The organism is Streptomyces sp. NPDC003027 (genome assembly GCF_053591435.1).
On sequence record NZ_JBSFTU010000013.1, the window covers coordinates 10,040 to 25,386 of the forward strand.

Sequence of the window (15,347 nt, forward strand, 5' to 3'; positions counted from 1 at the left end):
AGCGAGCGCGGGGCCGCCGGGACCGAAGGGTCCGGGCGGCCCTGTCGTATGCCGCCCTGTCCACGCGGCCGGGGTGACGGGGCGGGGTGGTGGGTCACGCCCTGGCCGCCAGGGTCAGGACGCGGCGGGCGCCCTCCACCACGGCCGCGTCGACGAAACGGCCGTCCGGGAGGGCCAGGGCGCCTTCCTCGGTCTCCGCGGCCTTGACGACCTCCTCGGCCGCGGCCACCTCGTCGGGGGTCGGGAGGTAGGCCCGTTCGATCACCGGCAGCTGGCGGGGGTGGATCGCGGCCCGGCCGAGGAAGCCGAGGGAGCGGCCACGGGCGCAGTCGGCCGCCAGGGCTTCGAGGTCCCGGACGTCGGGATGGACCGACTGGACGGGGGGCGGCAGGGCGGCCGCGCGGGCGGCGACCACGAGGCGACCGCGCGACCAGTCGAGCCCGCTGTCCTCCCGTACGCCCAGGTCGGCGCGGAGATCCGCCTCGCCCAGGGCGATGCCCCGGACGGCGGGGTGGGCGGAGGCGATGGCGTAGGCGTGCTCGACGGCCGGCGCGCTCTCGAGGAGCGGGTAGAGCGGAACGCCCGGTGCGGCGTCGGCGATCCGGTGGATGTCAGTGGCGTGTGTCACCTTGGGAACACGGAAACCACCGAGGCCGGGGAGGGAGGCCAGCGGGGGGATGTCGCGTGGGGTGTGGATGCGGACATGGACCGGTACGGGGTGCGGGTCGGAGAGCAGATCGACGGTGGCGGCCAGGGCGTATGCCTTGCGGTCCGGTGCCACCGCGTCCTCCAGGTCGACGATGACCACGTCGGCGCCGGAGGCCAGGGCCTTCTGGACGACAGCGGGGCGGTCGCCGGGGGCGTACAGCCAGGTGAGGGGGGTGCTCATACGGCTCCCTCGCCGCGCAGGGCGCTGATCTCGGTGGGGGAGAGGCCCAGTTCGGCGAGGACGTCGGCGGTGTCGGCGCCGTGCGGCCGGCCGGTCCAGCGGATCGCGCCGGGGGTCTCGGACAGCCGGAAGAGGACGTTCTGCATACGGATCGGGCCCAGTTCGGGGTCGGGGACCTCGGTGATGGTGTCCAGGGCGCGGTACTGCGGATCGGTCATCACGTCCCGGATGTCGTAGACGGGCGCGATCGCCGCCTCCGCCTTCTCGAAGGCGGCCATGGCCTCGTCGCGGGTGCGGCGGGCGATCCAGGTGCCGACCGCGTCGTCGAGGACGTCCGCGTGGGCGGCGCGGCCGGTCCCGTCGGCGAACCAGGGCTCGTCGATCAGCTCGGGCCGGCCGACCAGCCGCATCACGCGTTCGGCGATGGACTGGGCGGAGGTCGAGACGGCGACCCAGGAGCCGTCGGCGGTGCGGTAGACGTTGCGGGGGGCGTTGTTGCGGGAGCGGTTGCCGGTGCGTGGCTGGACATAGCCGAGCTGGTCGTACCAGAGGGGGTGCGGTCCGATGACGGAGAGGATCGGTTCGATGATCGCCATGTCGACGACCTGGCCGCGGCCGGTGGTCGTCCTGGCGGTGAGCGCGGTCATCACCGCGTACGCCGTCGCCAGGGCGGCGATCGAGTCGGCGAGACCGAAGGGGGGAAGGGTGGGCGGGCCGTCCGGCTCGCCGGTGATCGAGGCGAAGCCGCTCATGGCCTCGGCGAGGGTGCCGAAGCCGGGGCGGTGGGAGTACGGGCCGAACTGGCCGAAGCCGGTGACCCGGGCCAAGACCAGCTCCGGGTTGACCGTCGAGAGCTCCTCCCATCCCAGACCCCACCGTTCCAGGGTGCCGGGGCGGAAGTTCTCCACGATCACATCGGCGTCGGCGGCGAGGCGCAGCAGGGTGTCGCGGCCGCCGTGGGTGGACAGATCCAGGGTCATGGTCCGCTTGTTGCGGCCGAGGACCTTCCACCACAGACCGACACCGTCCTTGGCGGGGCCGTGGCCACGGGACGGATCGGGCTTGCGGGGGTGCTCGATCTTGATGACGTCGGCGCCGAAGTCGCCGAGCATCATCGCCGCGAGGGGGCCGGCGAAGAGGGTGGCGAGGTCGAGGACGCGCAGTCCCTGGAGGGGAGCGGGGCTCTCGGAGCGGGTCATACGGCGTCGACCTCCAGGCCGGTGACGGAGGAGCCGTGGGCCGCGTCGATCTCGGCGCGGTACGGCATCGAGGAGGAGGCGCCCTCGCGCTGGACCGAGAGCGCGGCGGCGGCCGACGCCCAGGACAGCGCCTCCGGGACGGGCCGGCCCTCGCCGAGGGCGACCGCGAGCGCGCCGACGAAGGTGTCGCCCGCGGCGGTGGTGTCCACGGCCCGGACGCGGGGGGCGGGGACGGTGACCGGGTCGCCGTCCCGGGCGGCGTAGAGACTGCCCCGGGCGCCGAGGGTGATGACCACCTCGGGCACGTCCCGCAGCAGCGCCGCCGCGGCGGCGTGCGGGTCGGCGATCCCCGTGAGCGCGGCGGCCTCGTGTTCGTTGGGCACCAACAGGTCCGTGGCGGCGAGGAGTTCGGGGGGCAGCGGCTGGGCGGGGGCGGGCGTGAGGAGGGTACGGACGCCGAGGCGGCGGGCGGTCGCGGCGCCCGCGACGACGGCGGATAGGGGGAGTTCGAGTTGGAGGAGCAGGGCGTCGGCGGTGCCGATCAGGGCCTCGTCGCCGTGGCTGAGCGTGGTGACGGTGCCGTTGGCGCCGGGGACCACGACGATCGCGTTGCCGCCCTCGTCGTCGACGACGATGTGGGCCGTGCCGGAGGGGCCCTCGACGGTGCGCAGCAGATCGGTCTCGACCCCGGCCCCCTCCAGGGCGGCCCGGAGCCGTACCCCGAAGTCGTCGGAGCCGACCGCGCCGATCATCGCGACCTCGGCGCCGGCCCGGGCCGCGGCCACGGCCTGGTTGGCGCCCTTGCCGCCGGGGATCGTGCGGAACTCCCGGCCGGTGACGGTCTCTCCGCGCGCCGGGGCCCGGGGGACGAAGGCGACGAGGTCCATGTTGGTGCTGCCGAGCACCACGATGCTGGTCATCGGTGTACTGCCTCCAGATGCGTCAGGTCGGCCAGGGTGTCGAAGCCGATGCCGTCGAAGGACGGGATCGAGGTGGAGAGCCGGTTCTTGAGGGGGGAGGTCCAGCGCTCGGGCAGCCGGTCGGGGTGGCCGGCGAGGAGTCCGGCGACCGAGCCGGCGGTGGCGCCGTTGGAGTCGGTGTCCCAGCCGCCGGAGACCGCCGCGCAGATGGAGCGGGAGAAGTCGCCGTCGGCGTGGGTGAGCGCGGCGGCGAGGAGGGCGGCGTTGGGGACGGCATGGACCCAGTGATACCCGCCGAGGGCGGCGTGGAGCCGGTCCACGACGTCGTCGAAGTCGGTGGTGGCGCGAGCGGTGCCGATACCGAGGCGGACCGCTCGGGAGAGGCGTGAGCGGGGAGGGATCACGCCGAGGCCGCACTCCAGTGACCGGTGGACGTCGGCGGTGCCGGTCGCGGCGGCGGCGAGGGTGGCGGCGACGAACATGGCGCCGTAGATCCCGTTGGCGGTGTGGGTGAGCGCCGCGTCCCGGTACGCCTGCGCGGCGGCGGCGTCCGGGTCGCCCGGGTGGGTCCAGCCGTGGACGTCGGCGCGGATCTGGGCGCCGATCCACTCCCGGAAGGGGTTGCGGTGGACGGCGGTGAGCGGGGGCTCGATGCCGTCGAGCAGATTGCGGTAGGCGACGCGCTCGGCCGTGAAGGTGCGGCCGGCGGGGAGTTCGTCGAGCCAGAGGCGGGCGACGTCGGCGGTGGTGAAGTCGCGGCCGTACCGCTGGAGGAGGAGCAGGTTGAGGAGGGGGTAGTTGAGGTCGTCGTCCTCGGGCATGCCGTCGATGTTCTCGGCGAGCGAGGTGGCGGCGGAACGGCGGTTCCAGGGGTGGGCGGCGAGCAGCTCGGGGGGCACGCCGACCGCGGTGAACCAGGAGGAGAGGGGCCAGTCGCCGGTGGCGCGGGCGAGGGCGCGGATGGCGGGCAGGGGCAGCTTCTCGACGGGTTTGCCGAGCAGGCACCCGGCGGCCCGCCCCAGCCAGGCGGCGTGCAGCCGGTCGCGGAGGGACGCCGGTCCCCCCGCTCCGGCCTCCGGCGTGTTCCGTCCACGGGGGGCGGGGGACCGGGGGGCGCACATCCGGATGGCCGGCAGGGGTGTGGGTTCCTCGGGGGCCAGGGGGGCCGGGAGCGTGGACAGTTCGTCGAGGAGGCGCTCCGCCAGGGGGCGGAGGTCGGGGCGGGGGGTGGGGGACGCGCCGGCCGTGCGGGGGGCGGGATGGCCGCCCGCCGTCTGCCAGCGGGCGGCGATCGCGGAGGCGTCGCGGCCGTCCTCCGCCGCCTGGCGGAGCTCGTGGCCGACGAGGTCCTCCGGCTGCACCCAGGTCACGCGCAGGATCATCGGTCCGCGCTCGTCAGGGCCGCGTACGCCGACTCGTGCGCCCGGCGCCTGGCCGCGTCACGGGCGAAGACCTCCCGCGCGACCGAGGCCAGGGCCGCCGCCGGGGCGTGCAGATCCAGGCGGCTCGCCTCCGCCACCCGCTTCGACCAGTCGGCGGGGACCGCGGCCTCACCGCCCAGGGCGCCCGCGATCGCCCCCGACATCGTGGCGATCGAGTCGCAGTCACGGCCGTAGTTGACCGAGCCGAGCACCGTACGCCGGTAGTCGCCCTCGCCGACCAGCAGCATGCCCAGGGCGACGGGGAGCTCCTCGATCGCGTGCAGACGGGACGGGCGGCGCGCGCCGAGGGAGGGGGCGCGGTAGTCCGGGCCCACCGTGTCGAACGGCGCCACCGCCTCGCGCAGCGGTGCGAGGGCCGACTCGAAGTCCTGGTGGTGGGCCGCCACTTCCACGACCGCCTCGATCGCCGACCGTGTGCCGTCCTTGGCGAGACAGAGGGCCGCGCGGACGACGGACTCGGGCGTCGCGCCGGGAGCGCACGCCGCGGCCACCGCCGCCGCGAACACCCCCGCCGCCTCCCGGCCGTAGGAGGACTGGTGCGCGCCGGCGACGTCCAGGGCCTCCGCGTACGCGGCCTCCGGGTTGGCCGCGTTGACCAGGCCCACCGGCGCCATGTACATCGCCGCCCCGCAGTTGACGATGTTTCCGTGACCCGCCTCGCGCGGGTCGGCATGGCCGTAGTGGAGCCGCGTCACGATCCACTTCTCGGCGAGGAAGATCCGTTGCAGGGGGAGGGCCTCGGCCTCCAGCTCCGGGATCCAGACGGGTTTTCCGATGAGTTCGGGGACCAGGTGGTCGGCCACCGCGTACGCGTCGAGGTGGTCCCGCACCTTCTCGTACACCCTGATCAGGGCGTGGGTCATCAAGGTGTCGTCGGTGACGTGGCCGTCACCCTTGTGGTACGGCGCGATGGGGCGGGCCGTCCGCCAGGACGCGCCGTTCCAGGGGCCGACGATGCCGGTGATCCGGCCTCCGTGGCGCTCCACGATCTGCTCCGGGGTGTAGCCCTCGACGGGGCCGCCGAGGGCGTCGCCCACCGCCGCTCCGACGAGGCTGCCCGTGATCCGGTCATCCAGTGTGGGTGTCATGCCGGAATTGTCCACCCGTGGTGGTCAGTTCCGTGTCTCCCAGCAGCCCGGCGAGTTCCACCAGGTCGGTGCCCGCGAGGCGGGGGAGGGCGCAGCCGGCGAGGGTGCGGCAGGCGTCGCGCCAGGTACCGGGGATGGAGTCGCCGCCCCCGAGCGCACCGGTGAGCGCGCCCGCGAGGGCGGGCGCGGAGTCGGCGACGCGGGAGAGGCAGGCGGCCGCCGGTACGGCCGCGGCGGCCTGGCCGCGCGCGGCGAGGGCGAGGGCGAGGGCGACGGGGACGGTTTCGGCGGCGGCGATGCCGTAGCTGTAGACGTGGTCGACGATCTGGTGCTCCAGAAGGGGGACGAGCTCGAAGGCGGTCGCCGCGTCACGCGCCATCTTCACGGCCTGCCGGGCGTTGCGGCCGATCTCGGTGGCGGGCGGGAGCTGGGCGAGCGCGGCCGCCACGGCGTCGTCGACGCTCGCCCCGCCGAGGGCCGCCGCGACGGCCGCGGCGGTCGCGCGCGCACCGTGGACGCCGTCACCGTCCTGGGTGTACCGGGCGTCGAACTCGGCGAGTTCGGCCGCGGCGGCCGGGTCGCCGGGATGGACGACGGCGAGGACCGCGGCCCGTACGCAGGCGGCGTCGTCGAAGTAGTGCGGGTTGTCGTGGCCGGTGGCGGGCGGACGCAGGCCGGTGGCGAGATTGCCGAGCCCGGCCCGGACCGAGATCCGGGCCCGCAGGGGGAGGACGGCGGACTCGACCTCGGGGGCGCGGTCGGCGGCGGCGGCGACCTGGCTGGCGAGCGCGTTCCAGGCCAGGTCGACGGCGGCGCGGAGGCGGCGCTCCGGGGGGAGGGAGCAGAAGAGGGGGCCCGCGGCGGCGAGGACGGCCTCGGCGGTGAAGACCGCCCACTCGGCGTCGTCGGAGGGGCCGAGGCGGAGGGGTTCGGGTGGCTGGTTGAGGGCGATGGGGACGGGGAGGGTGGTGGTGGCGTTCTGTTCGGCGAAGGTGTCCAGTTCGCGGGTGAGGCGGCGGGTCCATTCGGGCATGCGGGCGGCGCGGTGCCTGGCCGCGGGCCACCCGGCGGCGTCGCCCGCGGCGAGCCCGAGGAGGAGGCCTTCGATGGCCTCGCGCCGTGCGTGGGCGTCCGGCCCGGGGGCGGCCGCGGGGCCCTCGGGCGCCGGGCCCGCCTCCGGGGTGCGGTCCAGGCCCTCGTGGGCGCCGTCCCCGTTCGGGGCGCCCGGTCTTGTGGGCTGTGCCCACCCTCCCCCGAGGCTCCGCCCGGGAGGCGCCCCCAGCCGCGCGGAACGACTGCCCGCAGCGGTGGTGGGGGCGGCGGAGCCGGAGCCGTACGTGCGGTGCGTCGGGTCCGTCGTCGTCATGCCGCTTCCTCCTCGTCCGCCGTCAGCAGATCGGCGATGTCCAGGACGTGGTAGCCGCGCATCGAGGGGAGGCAGCTGCCCGTCACGGGGGCGATCGCCGTCGCCCACTCCTCCGGGATCGCCGACACGCCCGCCGACGCTCCGGCGAGCGCCCCCGCGACCGCGGCGGTCGTGTCGGCGTCGCGGCCCATGTTGACCGCGGTCAGGACGGCCGTACGGAAGTCGCCGCGCGCCGCCGCGAAGGCGCCGAAGGCGAGGGCGACGGCCTCCGGGGCCAGATCCGTCCAGGGGTAGCCGCCGATGACGACCGCCGAGCGGACCGCGCGTTCCCGGGTCAGGGGGTCGGGCTCCAGCCGCTGCGCCGCCACCACCGCGCGGCGCATCGAGCGGGCCGTCCAGGAGTCCATCGGGACCGCGGAGAGCGCGGCCGCGATCACCGAGGTCACCGACGCGCCCGCCATCGCCGCCGCGACGCCCGCGGCGACCGCCTGGCCGCCGTAGATGCCTTCGCCGTCGTGGCTGACGGTGCCGTCGATGGCGACGAGCCGCGCGGCTTCGGCGGGGCGGCCCGCGGCGAAGACCCCGAAGGGCGCGGCGCGCATGGCGAGTCCGTCCGACCAGGCGTGGCGGTGCTGGGCCGAGATGGGGGCGGCCAGACCCCGGCGGAGGTTCTCCAGGGTGCCGCGCTCGGAGAAGCCCGCTCCACGGAACGGGCCCTCGTCCAGGTCGGCGATCCAGTGGTGCCAGGCCCGTTCCACATGCCGCACGGTCAGGGCCGAGCCGTGCCGGGCGAGCAGCAGCCCCGAGAAGATCGCGTACTCCGTGTCGTCGGTGCCCGCCGGACTGTCCGCCACGAACCCCTCGATCCGGCCCCAGCGGCGGCGGATCTCCGAGGGGCGCATGTTCTCGGCGGGCGCGCCGATCGCGTCGCCGACCGCGAGGCCGAGGAGCGCGCCTCTGGCTCGCTCGCGCGTGTCGCAGGCAGTCGTTCGCATCTCGCTCGCCCTCTCGCTCGCCTTTCGCGGTTCCTGGATCTGTGCCACGCGAGGGGCCCGACCTGTGCGCCGAATCGTTTCTGTCACCCGGCTGACACCCGGTCGGCACCTCGCGCGGAAGATCAGGCGGGCCTTACTAAGTACGGCCTGCCTTGCTGGCGCGCCCCTTACATCGCGCGTACTTTCGAGGGTGTTGAGGGCGGCGGGGTCGGTCCGAACCGCCGGAAAGGCAGGGAGAAGCATGTCCATCATCGAAGCCGAGGCGCCACTTCACGAGGCCCATCGCGACAACCACACGCACCGCGATGTGAACGGCGGCTGGCTCCGGCCGGCGGTGTTCGGGGCGATGGACGGACTGGTCTCCAACCTGGCCCTGATGACCGGTGTCGCCGGCGGCGCGGTCTCGCAGCAGACCCTCGTCATCACGGGACTCGCGGGGCTCGCGGCCGGCGCCTTCTCCATGGCCGCCGGCGAGTACACCTCGGTCGCCTCCCAGCGTGAGCTCGTCCAGGCGGAACTGGACGTCGAGCGCCGCCAGTTGCGCAAGCACCCCGTCGACGAGATGGAGGAGCTGGCCGCGCTGTACGTCTCCCGCGGGGTCGAGCCCCCGCTCGCCCGCGAGGTGGCGATGCAGCTCTCCCGCGACCCGGAGCAGGCGCTGGAGATCCACGCCCGCGAGGAGCTGGGCATCGACCCCGACGACCTGCCGTCGCCGAGGGTCGCCGCCGTGTCCTCGTTCGGTTCGTTCGCGCTGGGCGCCCTTCTTCCCGTACTGCCATATCTGCTCGGCGCCACCGCTCTCTGGCCGGCCGTGCTCCTCGCGCTCCTCGGGCTCTTCGCCTGCGGTGCGCTGGTGGCCCGGGTGACGGCCCGCCGCTGGTGGTTCAGCGGACTGCGCCAGCTAGTCCTCGGTGGCGCGGCGGCGGCCGTGACCTACGGGCTCGGGATGCTCTTCGGCGCCGCACTCTGACCCATGCGCCATGGAGGGGACCCCGGCCCTGTGGCGGGGTCCCCTCCGTGATGCTGTGATGTATATCCCCTGGGCGGATCCCCCGCCCGAGTGAGACACTATGCATAGCGCTGAATAGGTAGCCGTTAATGGGCGGTTTCGAGTCGCGGACCACCGGGCATGAGGCGTAAGCGCCGCGGGCAATGAGGCCCGCTCCTCGACGGGTCCTCGAACCCTCTCGAACGCCACGAGATCGACCTGTCCCCACGTGAACCACCACCACCGCTCCGTGTCAGCGGTGTCCGCATGCTGGAATGAGCTATCCGCTTCCCGAGAAGCCAGCCATCATGTAACCTGCACGAAATTTCGCGGAGGGCCAACGTCGTCCCTCGGCTGCTGCATATGCCACGACGACGACGGGAGAGCCGATGCGTTCCGACGCCTGGTCGCCCATGGACGGTCGCCCCGCTCCGCAGGGGATGTACGACCCCCGTAACGAACACGACGCCTGCGGTGTCGGGTTCGTGGCCACCCTCACCGGTGTAGCCAGCCACACACTGGTCGAGCAGGCGCTGACCGTACTGCGCAATCTCGAACACCGCGGCGCCACCGGCTCCGAGCCCGACTCGGGAGACGGCGCCGGCATCCTGCTCCAGGTCCCCGACGCCTTCCTGCGCGACGTCACCGACTTCGACCTTCCGGCCGCCGGCGCGTACGCCGTCGGTATCGCCTTCCTCCCTGCCGACGGCTCCGCACAGGCCGTCTCGCAGATCGAGACGATCGCGTCCGAGGAGGGTCTGACCGTCCTCGGCTGGCGCGAGGTCCCCGTCGCCCCCGAACTGCTCGGCGCCTCCGCCCGCTCCACCATGCCCGTCTTCCGTCAGCTGTTCGTGGCGGACGGCAGCAGCGAGGGCATCGTCCTCGACCGCAAGGCGTTCCTGCTCCGCAAGCGCGCCGAGCGCGAGGCCGGGACGTACTTCCCGTCGCTCTCCGCCCGCACCATCGTCTACAAGGGCATGCTGACCACCGGCCAGCTGGAGCCCTTCTTCCCGGACCTGTCGGACCGCCGCTGCGCCACCGCCGTGGCCCTGGTCCACTCCCGGTTCTCCACCAACACCTTCCCGAGCTGGCCGCTCGCCCACCCGTACCGCTTCGTCGCGCACAACGGCGAGATCAACACGGTCAAGGGCAACCGCAACTGGATGGTGGCCCGCGAGTCCCAGCTGGCCTCCGACCTGTTCGGAGAGGGCAGGCTCGACCGCATCTTCCCCGTCTGCACCCCGGACGCCTCCGACTCCGCCTCCTTCGACGAGGTCCTGGAGCTGCTGCACCTCGGCGGGCGCTCCCTCCCGCACAGCGTGCTGATGATGGTCCCGGAGGCGTGGGAGAACCACGAGACCATGGACCCGGCCCGGCGGGCCTTCTACCAGTACCACGCCACGATGATGGAGCCCTGGGACGGCCCGGCCTGCGTCACCTTCACCGACGGCGTCCAGGTCGGCGCGGTCCTCGACCGCAACGGTCTGCGCCCCGGCCGCTACTGGGTCACCGACGAGGGCCTCGTCGTCCTCTCCTCCGAGGTCGGCGTCCTCGACATCGACCCCGCCAAGGTCGTCCGCAAGGGCCGCCTGCAGCCCGGCAAGATGTTCCTCGTCGACACCGCCGAGCACCGGATCATCGAGGACGACGAGATCAAGGCCGGCCTCGCCGCCGAACTCCCCTACCAGGAGTGGCTGGAGACCGGCGAGATCGAGCTCGAGGACCTCCCCGAGCGCGAGCACATCGTCCACACCCACGCCTCGGTCACCCGCCGCCAGCAGACCTTCGGCTACACCGAGGAAGAACTCCGCGTCATCCTCGCCCCGATGGCCCGCACCGGCGGCGAGCCGCTCGGCTCCATGGGTACGGACTCTCCCATCGCGGCCCTGTCCGAGCGCCCCCGGCTGCTCTTCGACTACTTCACCCAGCTCTTCGCCCAGGTCACCAACCCGCCGCTGGACGCCATCCGCGAGGAGCTGGTGACGAGCCTGCGCTCCTCGCTGGGCCCGCAGGGCAACCTCCTGGAGCCGACCGCCGCGTCGTGCCGGAGCGTCACCCTGCCCTTCCCGGTGATCGACAACGACGAGCTGGCCAAGCTCATCCACATCAACGCCGACGGTGACATGCCCGGCATGAAGGCCGTGACCCTGTCCGGCCTGTACCGGGTCTCCGGCGGAGGCGACGCGCTCGCCGCCCGCATCGAGGAGATCTGCGCCGAGGCCGACGCGGCGATCGAGGGCGGCGCCCGGCTGATCGTCCTCTCCGACCGGCACTCCGACGCCGAGCACGCGCCGATCCCGTCGCTGCTGCTCACCGCGGCCGTCCACCACCACCTCATCCGTACCAAGCAGCGCACCCAGGTGGGCCTGCTGGTCGAGGCCGGCGACGTCCGCGAGGTCCACCACGTCGCGCTCCTCATCGGCTACGGCGCCGCCGCCGTCAACCCGTACCTCGCCATGGAGTCGGTCGAGGACCTGGTCCGCGCCGGCACCTTCATCGAGGGCATGGAGCCCGAGCAGGCCATCCGGAACCTGATCTACGCCCTCGGCAAGGGCGTCCTCAAGGTCATGTCCAAGATGGGCATCTCGACCGTCGCCTCCTACCGCGGCGCCCAGGTCTTCGAGGCCGTCGGCCTCGACGAGGCCTTCGTCGCGAAGTACTTCAACGGCACCGCCACCAAGATCGGCGGCGCCGGACTCGACGTCGTCGCCAAGGAGGTCGCCGCCCGCCACGCCAAGGCGTACCCCGTCTCCGGCGTCCCCTCGGCGCACCGCGCGCTGGACATCGGCGGCGAGTACCAGTGGCGCCGCGAGGGCGAGCCGCACCTGTTCGACCCGGAGACCGTCTTCCGCCTGCAGCACGCCACGCGCAACAAGCGGTACGACATCTTCAAGAAGTACACGGACCGGGTGAACGAGCAGTCCGAGCGCCTGATGACGCTCCGCGGCCTCTTCGGCTTCACCTCCGACCGCCCCTCGATCCCCCTCGACGAGGTCGAGCCGGTCTCCGAGATCGTCAAGCGGTTCTCGACCGGCGCCATGTCGTACGGCTCCATCTCCCAGGAGGCGCACGAGACCCTCGCCATCGCCATGAACCAGCTGGGCGGCAAGTCCAACACCGGTGAGGGCGGCGAGGACCCGGAGCGCCTGTACGACCCGGCGCGCCGCTCCTCCATCAAGCAGGTCGCCTCCGGCCGCTTCGGTGTCACGAGCGAGTACCTGGTCAACGCGGACGACATCCAGATCAAGATGGCGCAGGGCGCCAAGCCCGGCGAGGGCGGCCAGCTGCCCGGCCACAAGGTCTACCCGTGGGTCGCCAAGACCCGGCACTCCACCCCGGGTGTCGGTCTGATCTCGCCGCCGCCGCACCACGACATCTACTCCATCGAGGACCTGGCCCAGCTGATCCACGACCTCAAGAACGCCAACCCGGCGGCCCGCATCCACGTGAAGCTGGTCTCCGAGGTCGGCGTCGGCACGGTCGCCGCGGGCGTCTCCAAGGCACACGCGGACGTCGTCCTGATCTCCGGCCACGACGGCGGTACGGGCGCCTCGCCGCTCACGTCGCTCAAGCACGCGGGCGGACCCTGGGAGCTCGGCCTCGCCGAGACCCAGCAGACCCTGCTGCTCAACGGCCTGCGCGACCGGATCGTCGTCCAGACCGACGGCCAGCTCAAGACCGGCCGTGACGTCGTCATCGCCGCGCTGCTCGGCGCCGAGGAGTTCGGTTTCGCGACCGCGCCGCTCGTCGTCTCCGGCTGCGTCATGATGCGCGTCTGCCACCTGGACACCTGCCCGGTCGGCATCGCCACCCAGAACCCGGTCCTGCGCGACCGGTTCTCCGGCAAGGCCGAGTACGTCGTCAACTTCTTCGAGTTCATCGCCGAGGAGGTCCGCGAGCTCCTCGCCGAGCTGGGCTTCCGTACCCTCGAAGAGGCCGTCGGCCACGCCGAGCTGCTCGACACCAGCCGCGCCGTGACGCACTGGAAGGCACAGGGCCTGGACCTCGCCCCGCTCTTCCACGTGCCCGAGCTGCCCGAGGGTGCGGTCCGCCACGCCCTGATCGAGCAGGACCACGGCCTGGAGAAGGCCCTCGACAACGAGCTGATCGAGCTCGCCGCCGAGGCGCTGGGCGCCGCGAGCGCCGAAGAGGCGCAGCCGGTCCGGGCCCAGGTCGCGATCCGCAACATCAACCGCACGGTCGGCACCATGCTCGGCCACGAGGTGACGAAGAAGTTCGGTGGCGCCGGCCTGCCCGCCGACACCATCGACATCACCTTCACCGGCTCCGCCGGCCAGTCCTTCGGCGCCTTCCTGCCCAGCGGCGTCACCCTCCGCCTGGAGGGCGACGCCAACGACTACGTCGGCAAGGGCCTCTCCGGCGGCCGGATCGTCGTCCGCCCGGACCGGGGCGCCGACCACCTCGCCGAGTACTCCACCATCGCGGGCAACACCATCGCGTACGGCGCCACCGGCGGCGAGCTGTTCCTGCGCGGCCGCACCGGCGAACGCTTCTGCGTCCGCAACTCCGGCGCCCTGGTCGTCTCGGAGGGCGTGGGCGACCACGGCTGCGAGTACATGACCGGCGGTACGGCGGTCGTCCTCGGCGAGACGGGCCGCAACTTCGCGGCCGGCATGTCCGGCGGCGTCGCGTACGTCGTCGACCTCGACCGGGACAACGTCAACTCCGGCAACCTGGAGGCGATCGAGGCCCTGTCGGACTCCGACAAGGCGTGGCTGCACGACGTCGTGCGCCGCCACCACGAGGAGACCGGCTCGACCGTCGCGGAGAAGCTCCTCGCCGACTGGTCCGTGAACGTGGACCGCTTCAGCAAGATCATCCCCACCACGTACAAGGCAGTGCTCGCCGCCAAGGACGCCGCTGAGCTCGCCGGTCTCTCCGAGGCCGAGACCACCGAGAAGATGATGGAGGCGGCGACCCATGGCTGACCCCAAGGGCTTCCTGACCACCGGACGCGAGGTCGCCAAGACCCGCCCGGTGGGCGAGCGAGTCAAGGACTGGAACGAGGTCTACGTTCCCGGCTCCCTGCTGCCGATCATCAGCAAGCAGGCCGGCCGCTGCATGGACTGCGGCATCCCGTTCTGCCACAACGGCTGCCCGCTCGGGAACCTCATCCCCGAGTGGAACGACTACGCCTACCGCGAGGACTGGGAGCAGGCGTCCGAGCGGCTGCACGCCACCAACAACTTCCCGGAGTTCACCGGCCGCCTGTGCCCGGCTCCGTGCGAGGCCGCGTGCGTGCTCGGCATCAACCAGCCGGCCGTCACCATCAAGAACGTCGAAGTCTCCATCATCGACCAGGCGTGGGACCGCAACGACGTCAAGCCGCAGGCGCCCGAGCGCCTGTCCGGCAAGACCGTCGCCGTCATCGGCTCGGGTCCGGCCGGTCTCGCCGCGGCCCAGCAGCTGACCCGGGCCGGCCACACGGTCGCCGTGTTCGAGCGCGCCGACCGCATCGGCGGCCTGCTGCGCTACGGCATCCCCGAGTTCAAGATGGAGAAGCGGCACATCAACCGCCGCATCGAGCAGATGCGCGCGGAGGGCACCAAGTTCCGCACCGGCGTCGAGATCGGCCGCGACATCACGGCGACCGACCTGCGCAAGCGGTACGACGCCGTGGTCATCGCCGCGGGCGCCACCACCGCCCGCGATCTGCCCGTCCCGGGCCGGGAGCTGAACGGCATCCACCAGGCGATGGAGTACCTGCCGCTTGCCAACAAGGTCGTCGAGGGCGACTTCGTCACCCCGCCGATCACCGCCGAGGGCAAGCACGTCGTCGTCATCGGCGGCGGCGACACCGGCGCGGACTGCGTGGGCACCGCCCACCGCCAGGGCGCGGCCTCGGTCACGCAGCTGGAGATCATGCCGCGTCCCGGCGAGGAGCGGACGGCCGGCCAGCCCTGGCCGACCTTCCCGATGCTCTACAAGGTCACCTCGGCCCACGAGGAGGGCGGCGAGCGGGTCTACTCCGTCTCCACCACCCACTTCGAGGGCGACGAGGACGGCAACGTCCAGTTCCTGCACCTGGTCGAGGTCGAGTTCGTCGAGGGTAAGCTGACCCAGAAGCCGGGCACGGAGCGCAAGATCCCCGCCCAGCTGGTCACGCTCGCGATGGGCTTCACGGGCACGGACGTCGAGAACGGCCTGGTCTCGCAGTTCGGTCTGGAGCTCGACGAGCGCGGTAACATCGCGCGGGACGCGGACTTCGCCACCAACGTCGGCGGCGTGTTCGTGGCCGGCGACGCGGGCCGCGGCCAGTCGCTGATCGTCTGGGCGATCGCCGAGGGCCGCTCGGCGGCGCGCGGAGTCGACCGCTTCCTCACGGGTGCGAGCGACCTCCCGGCCCCGATCCGCCCGACGGACCGTGCCCTGACGGTCTGACCCCCGGGGTCCGACGACCCCACCTGACGTCCCGTACAACGGAGTGCGGAACTGAGCG

The 15,347-nt window shown here is 73.1% G+C and carries 10 protein-coding genes; 3 read left to right on the forward strand and 7 right to left on the reverse strand.

The features are described from left to right. Positions 1–94 precede the first annotated feature (94 nt). The 7 genes from ACWDX6_RS12260 to ACWDX6_RS12290 are packed head-to-tail and all read right to left on the reverse strand — an operon-like array spanning position 95 to position 7,899. Positions 95–889, reverse strand: a complete 795-nt coding sequence (locus tag ACWDX6_RS12260; protein ID WP_451484854.1) for an HpcH/HpaI aldolase/citrate lyase family protein — start codon at positions 887–889, stop codon at positions 95–97. Further along, positions 886–2,088, reverse strand: coding sequence for a CaiB/BaiF CoA transferase family protein (locus ACWDX6_RS12265; protein WP_451484855.1), 1,203 nt, complete (start codon positions 2,086–2,088; stop codon positions 886–888). The genes ACWDX6_RS12260 and ACWDX6_RS12265 overlap by 4 nt, the downstream gene beginning before the upstream one ends. Further along, positions 2,085–3,008, reverse strand: a complete 924-nt coding sequence (rbsK, locus tag ACWDX6_RS12270; RefSeq protein ID WP_451484856.1) for a ribokinase — start codon at positions 3,006–3,008, stop codon at positions 2,085–2,087. The genes ACWDX6_RS12265 and rbsK overlap by 4 nt, the downstream gene beginning before the upstream one ends. Then, complete coding sequence (locus ACWDX6_RS12275; RefSeq protein WP_451484857.1) at positions 3,005–4,390, reverse strand: ADP-ribosylglycohydrolase family protein; 1,386 nt, start codon at positions 4,388–4,390, stop codon at positions 3,005–3,007. The genes rbsK and ACWDX6_RS12275 overlap by 4 nt, the downstream gene beginning before the upstream one ends. Then, on the reverse strand, positions 4,387–5,538 hold the full coding sequence (locus ACWDX6_RS12280; RefSeq protein ID WP_451484858.1) for an ADP-ribosylglycohydrolase family protein: 1,152 nt from the start codon (positions 5,536–5,538) through the stop codon (positions 4,387–4,389). Before ACWDX6_RS12280 ends, ACWDX6_RS12275 begins: the two co-directional genes overlap by 4 nt. Next, positions 5,519–6,904, reverse strand: a complete 1,386-nt coding sequence (locus ACWDX6_RS12285; RefSeq protein ID WP_451484859.1) for an ADP-ribosylglycohydrolase family protein — start codon at positions 6,902–6,904, stop codon at positions 5,519–5,521. The genes ACWDX6_RS12280 and ACWDX6_RS12285 overlap by 20 nt, the downstream gene beginning before the upstream one ends. Beyond that, positions 6,901–7,899, reverse strand: coding sequence for an ADP-ribosylglycohydrolase family protein (locus tag ACWDX6_RS12290; protein WP_451484860.1), 999 nt, complete (start codon positions 7,897–7,899; stop codon positions 6,901–6,903). Before ACWDX6_RS12290 ends, ACWDX6_RS12285 begins: the two co-directional genes overlap by 4 nt. A 241-nt stretch (positions 7,900–8,140) precedes the next feature. Between ACWDX6_RS12290 and ACWDX6_RS12295 the strand changes: the two genes are divergently transcribed. From ACWDX6_RS12295 to ACWDX6_RS12305, 3 genes are all read left to right on the forward strand, one after another. Then, the gene (locus ACWDX6_RS12295; RefSeq protein ID WP_451484861.1) at positions 8,141–8,869 is read left to right on the forward strand and encodes a VIT1/CCC1 transporter family protein; all 729 of its coding nucleotides are present in this window, start codon (positions 8,141–8,143) and stop codon (positions 8,867–8,869) included. A gap of 407 nt (positions 8,870–9,276) precedes the next feature. After that, positions 9,277–13,836, forward strand: coding sequence for a glutamate synthase large subunit (gene gltB, locus ACWDX6_RS12300; protein WP_451484862.1), 4,560 nt, complete (start codon positions 9,277–9,279; stop codon positions 13,834–13,836). Further along, entirely contained in the window at positions 13,829–15,289 is a 1,461-nt protein-coding gene (locus ACWDX6_RS12305) for a glutamate synthase subunit beta (RefSeq protein ID WP_403289387.1), read from the forward strand. The genes gltB and ACWDX6_RS12305 overlap by 8 nt, the downstream gene beginning before the upstream one ends. Positions 15,290–15,347: the final 58 nt, after the last annotated feature.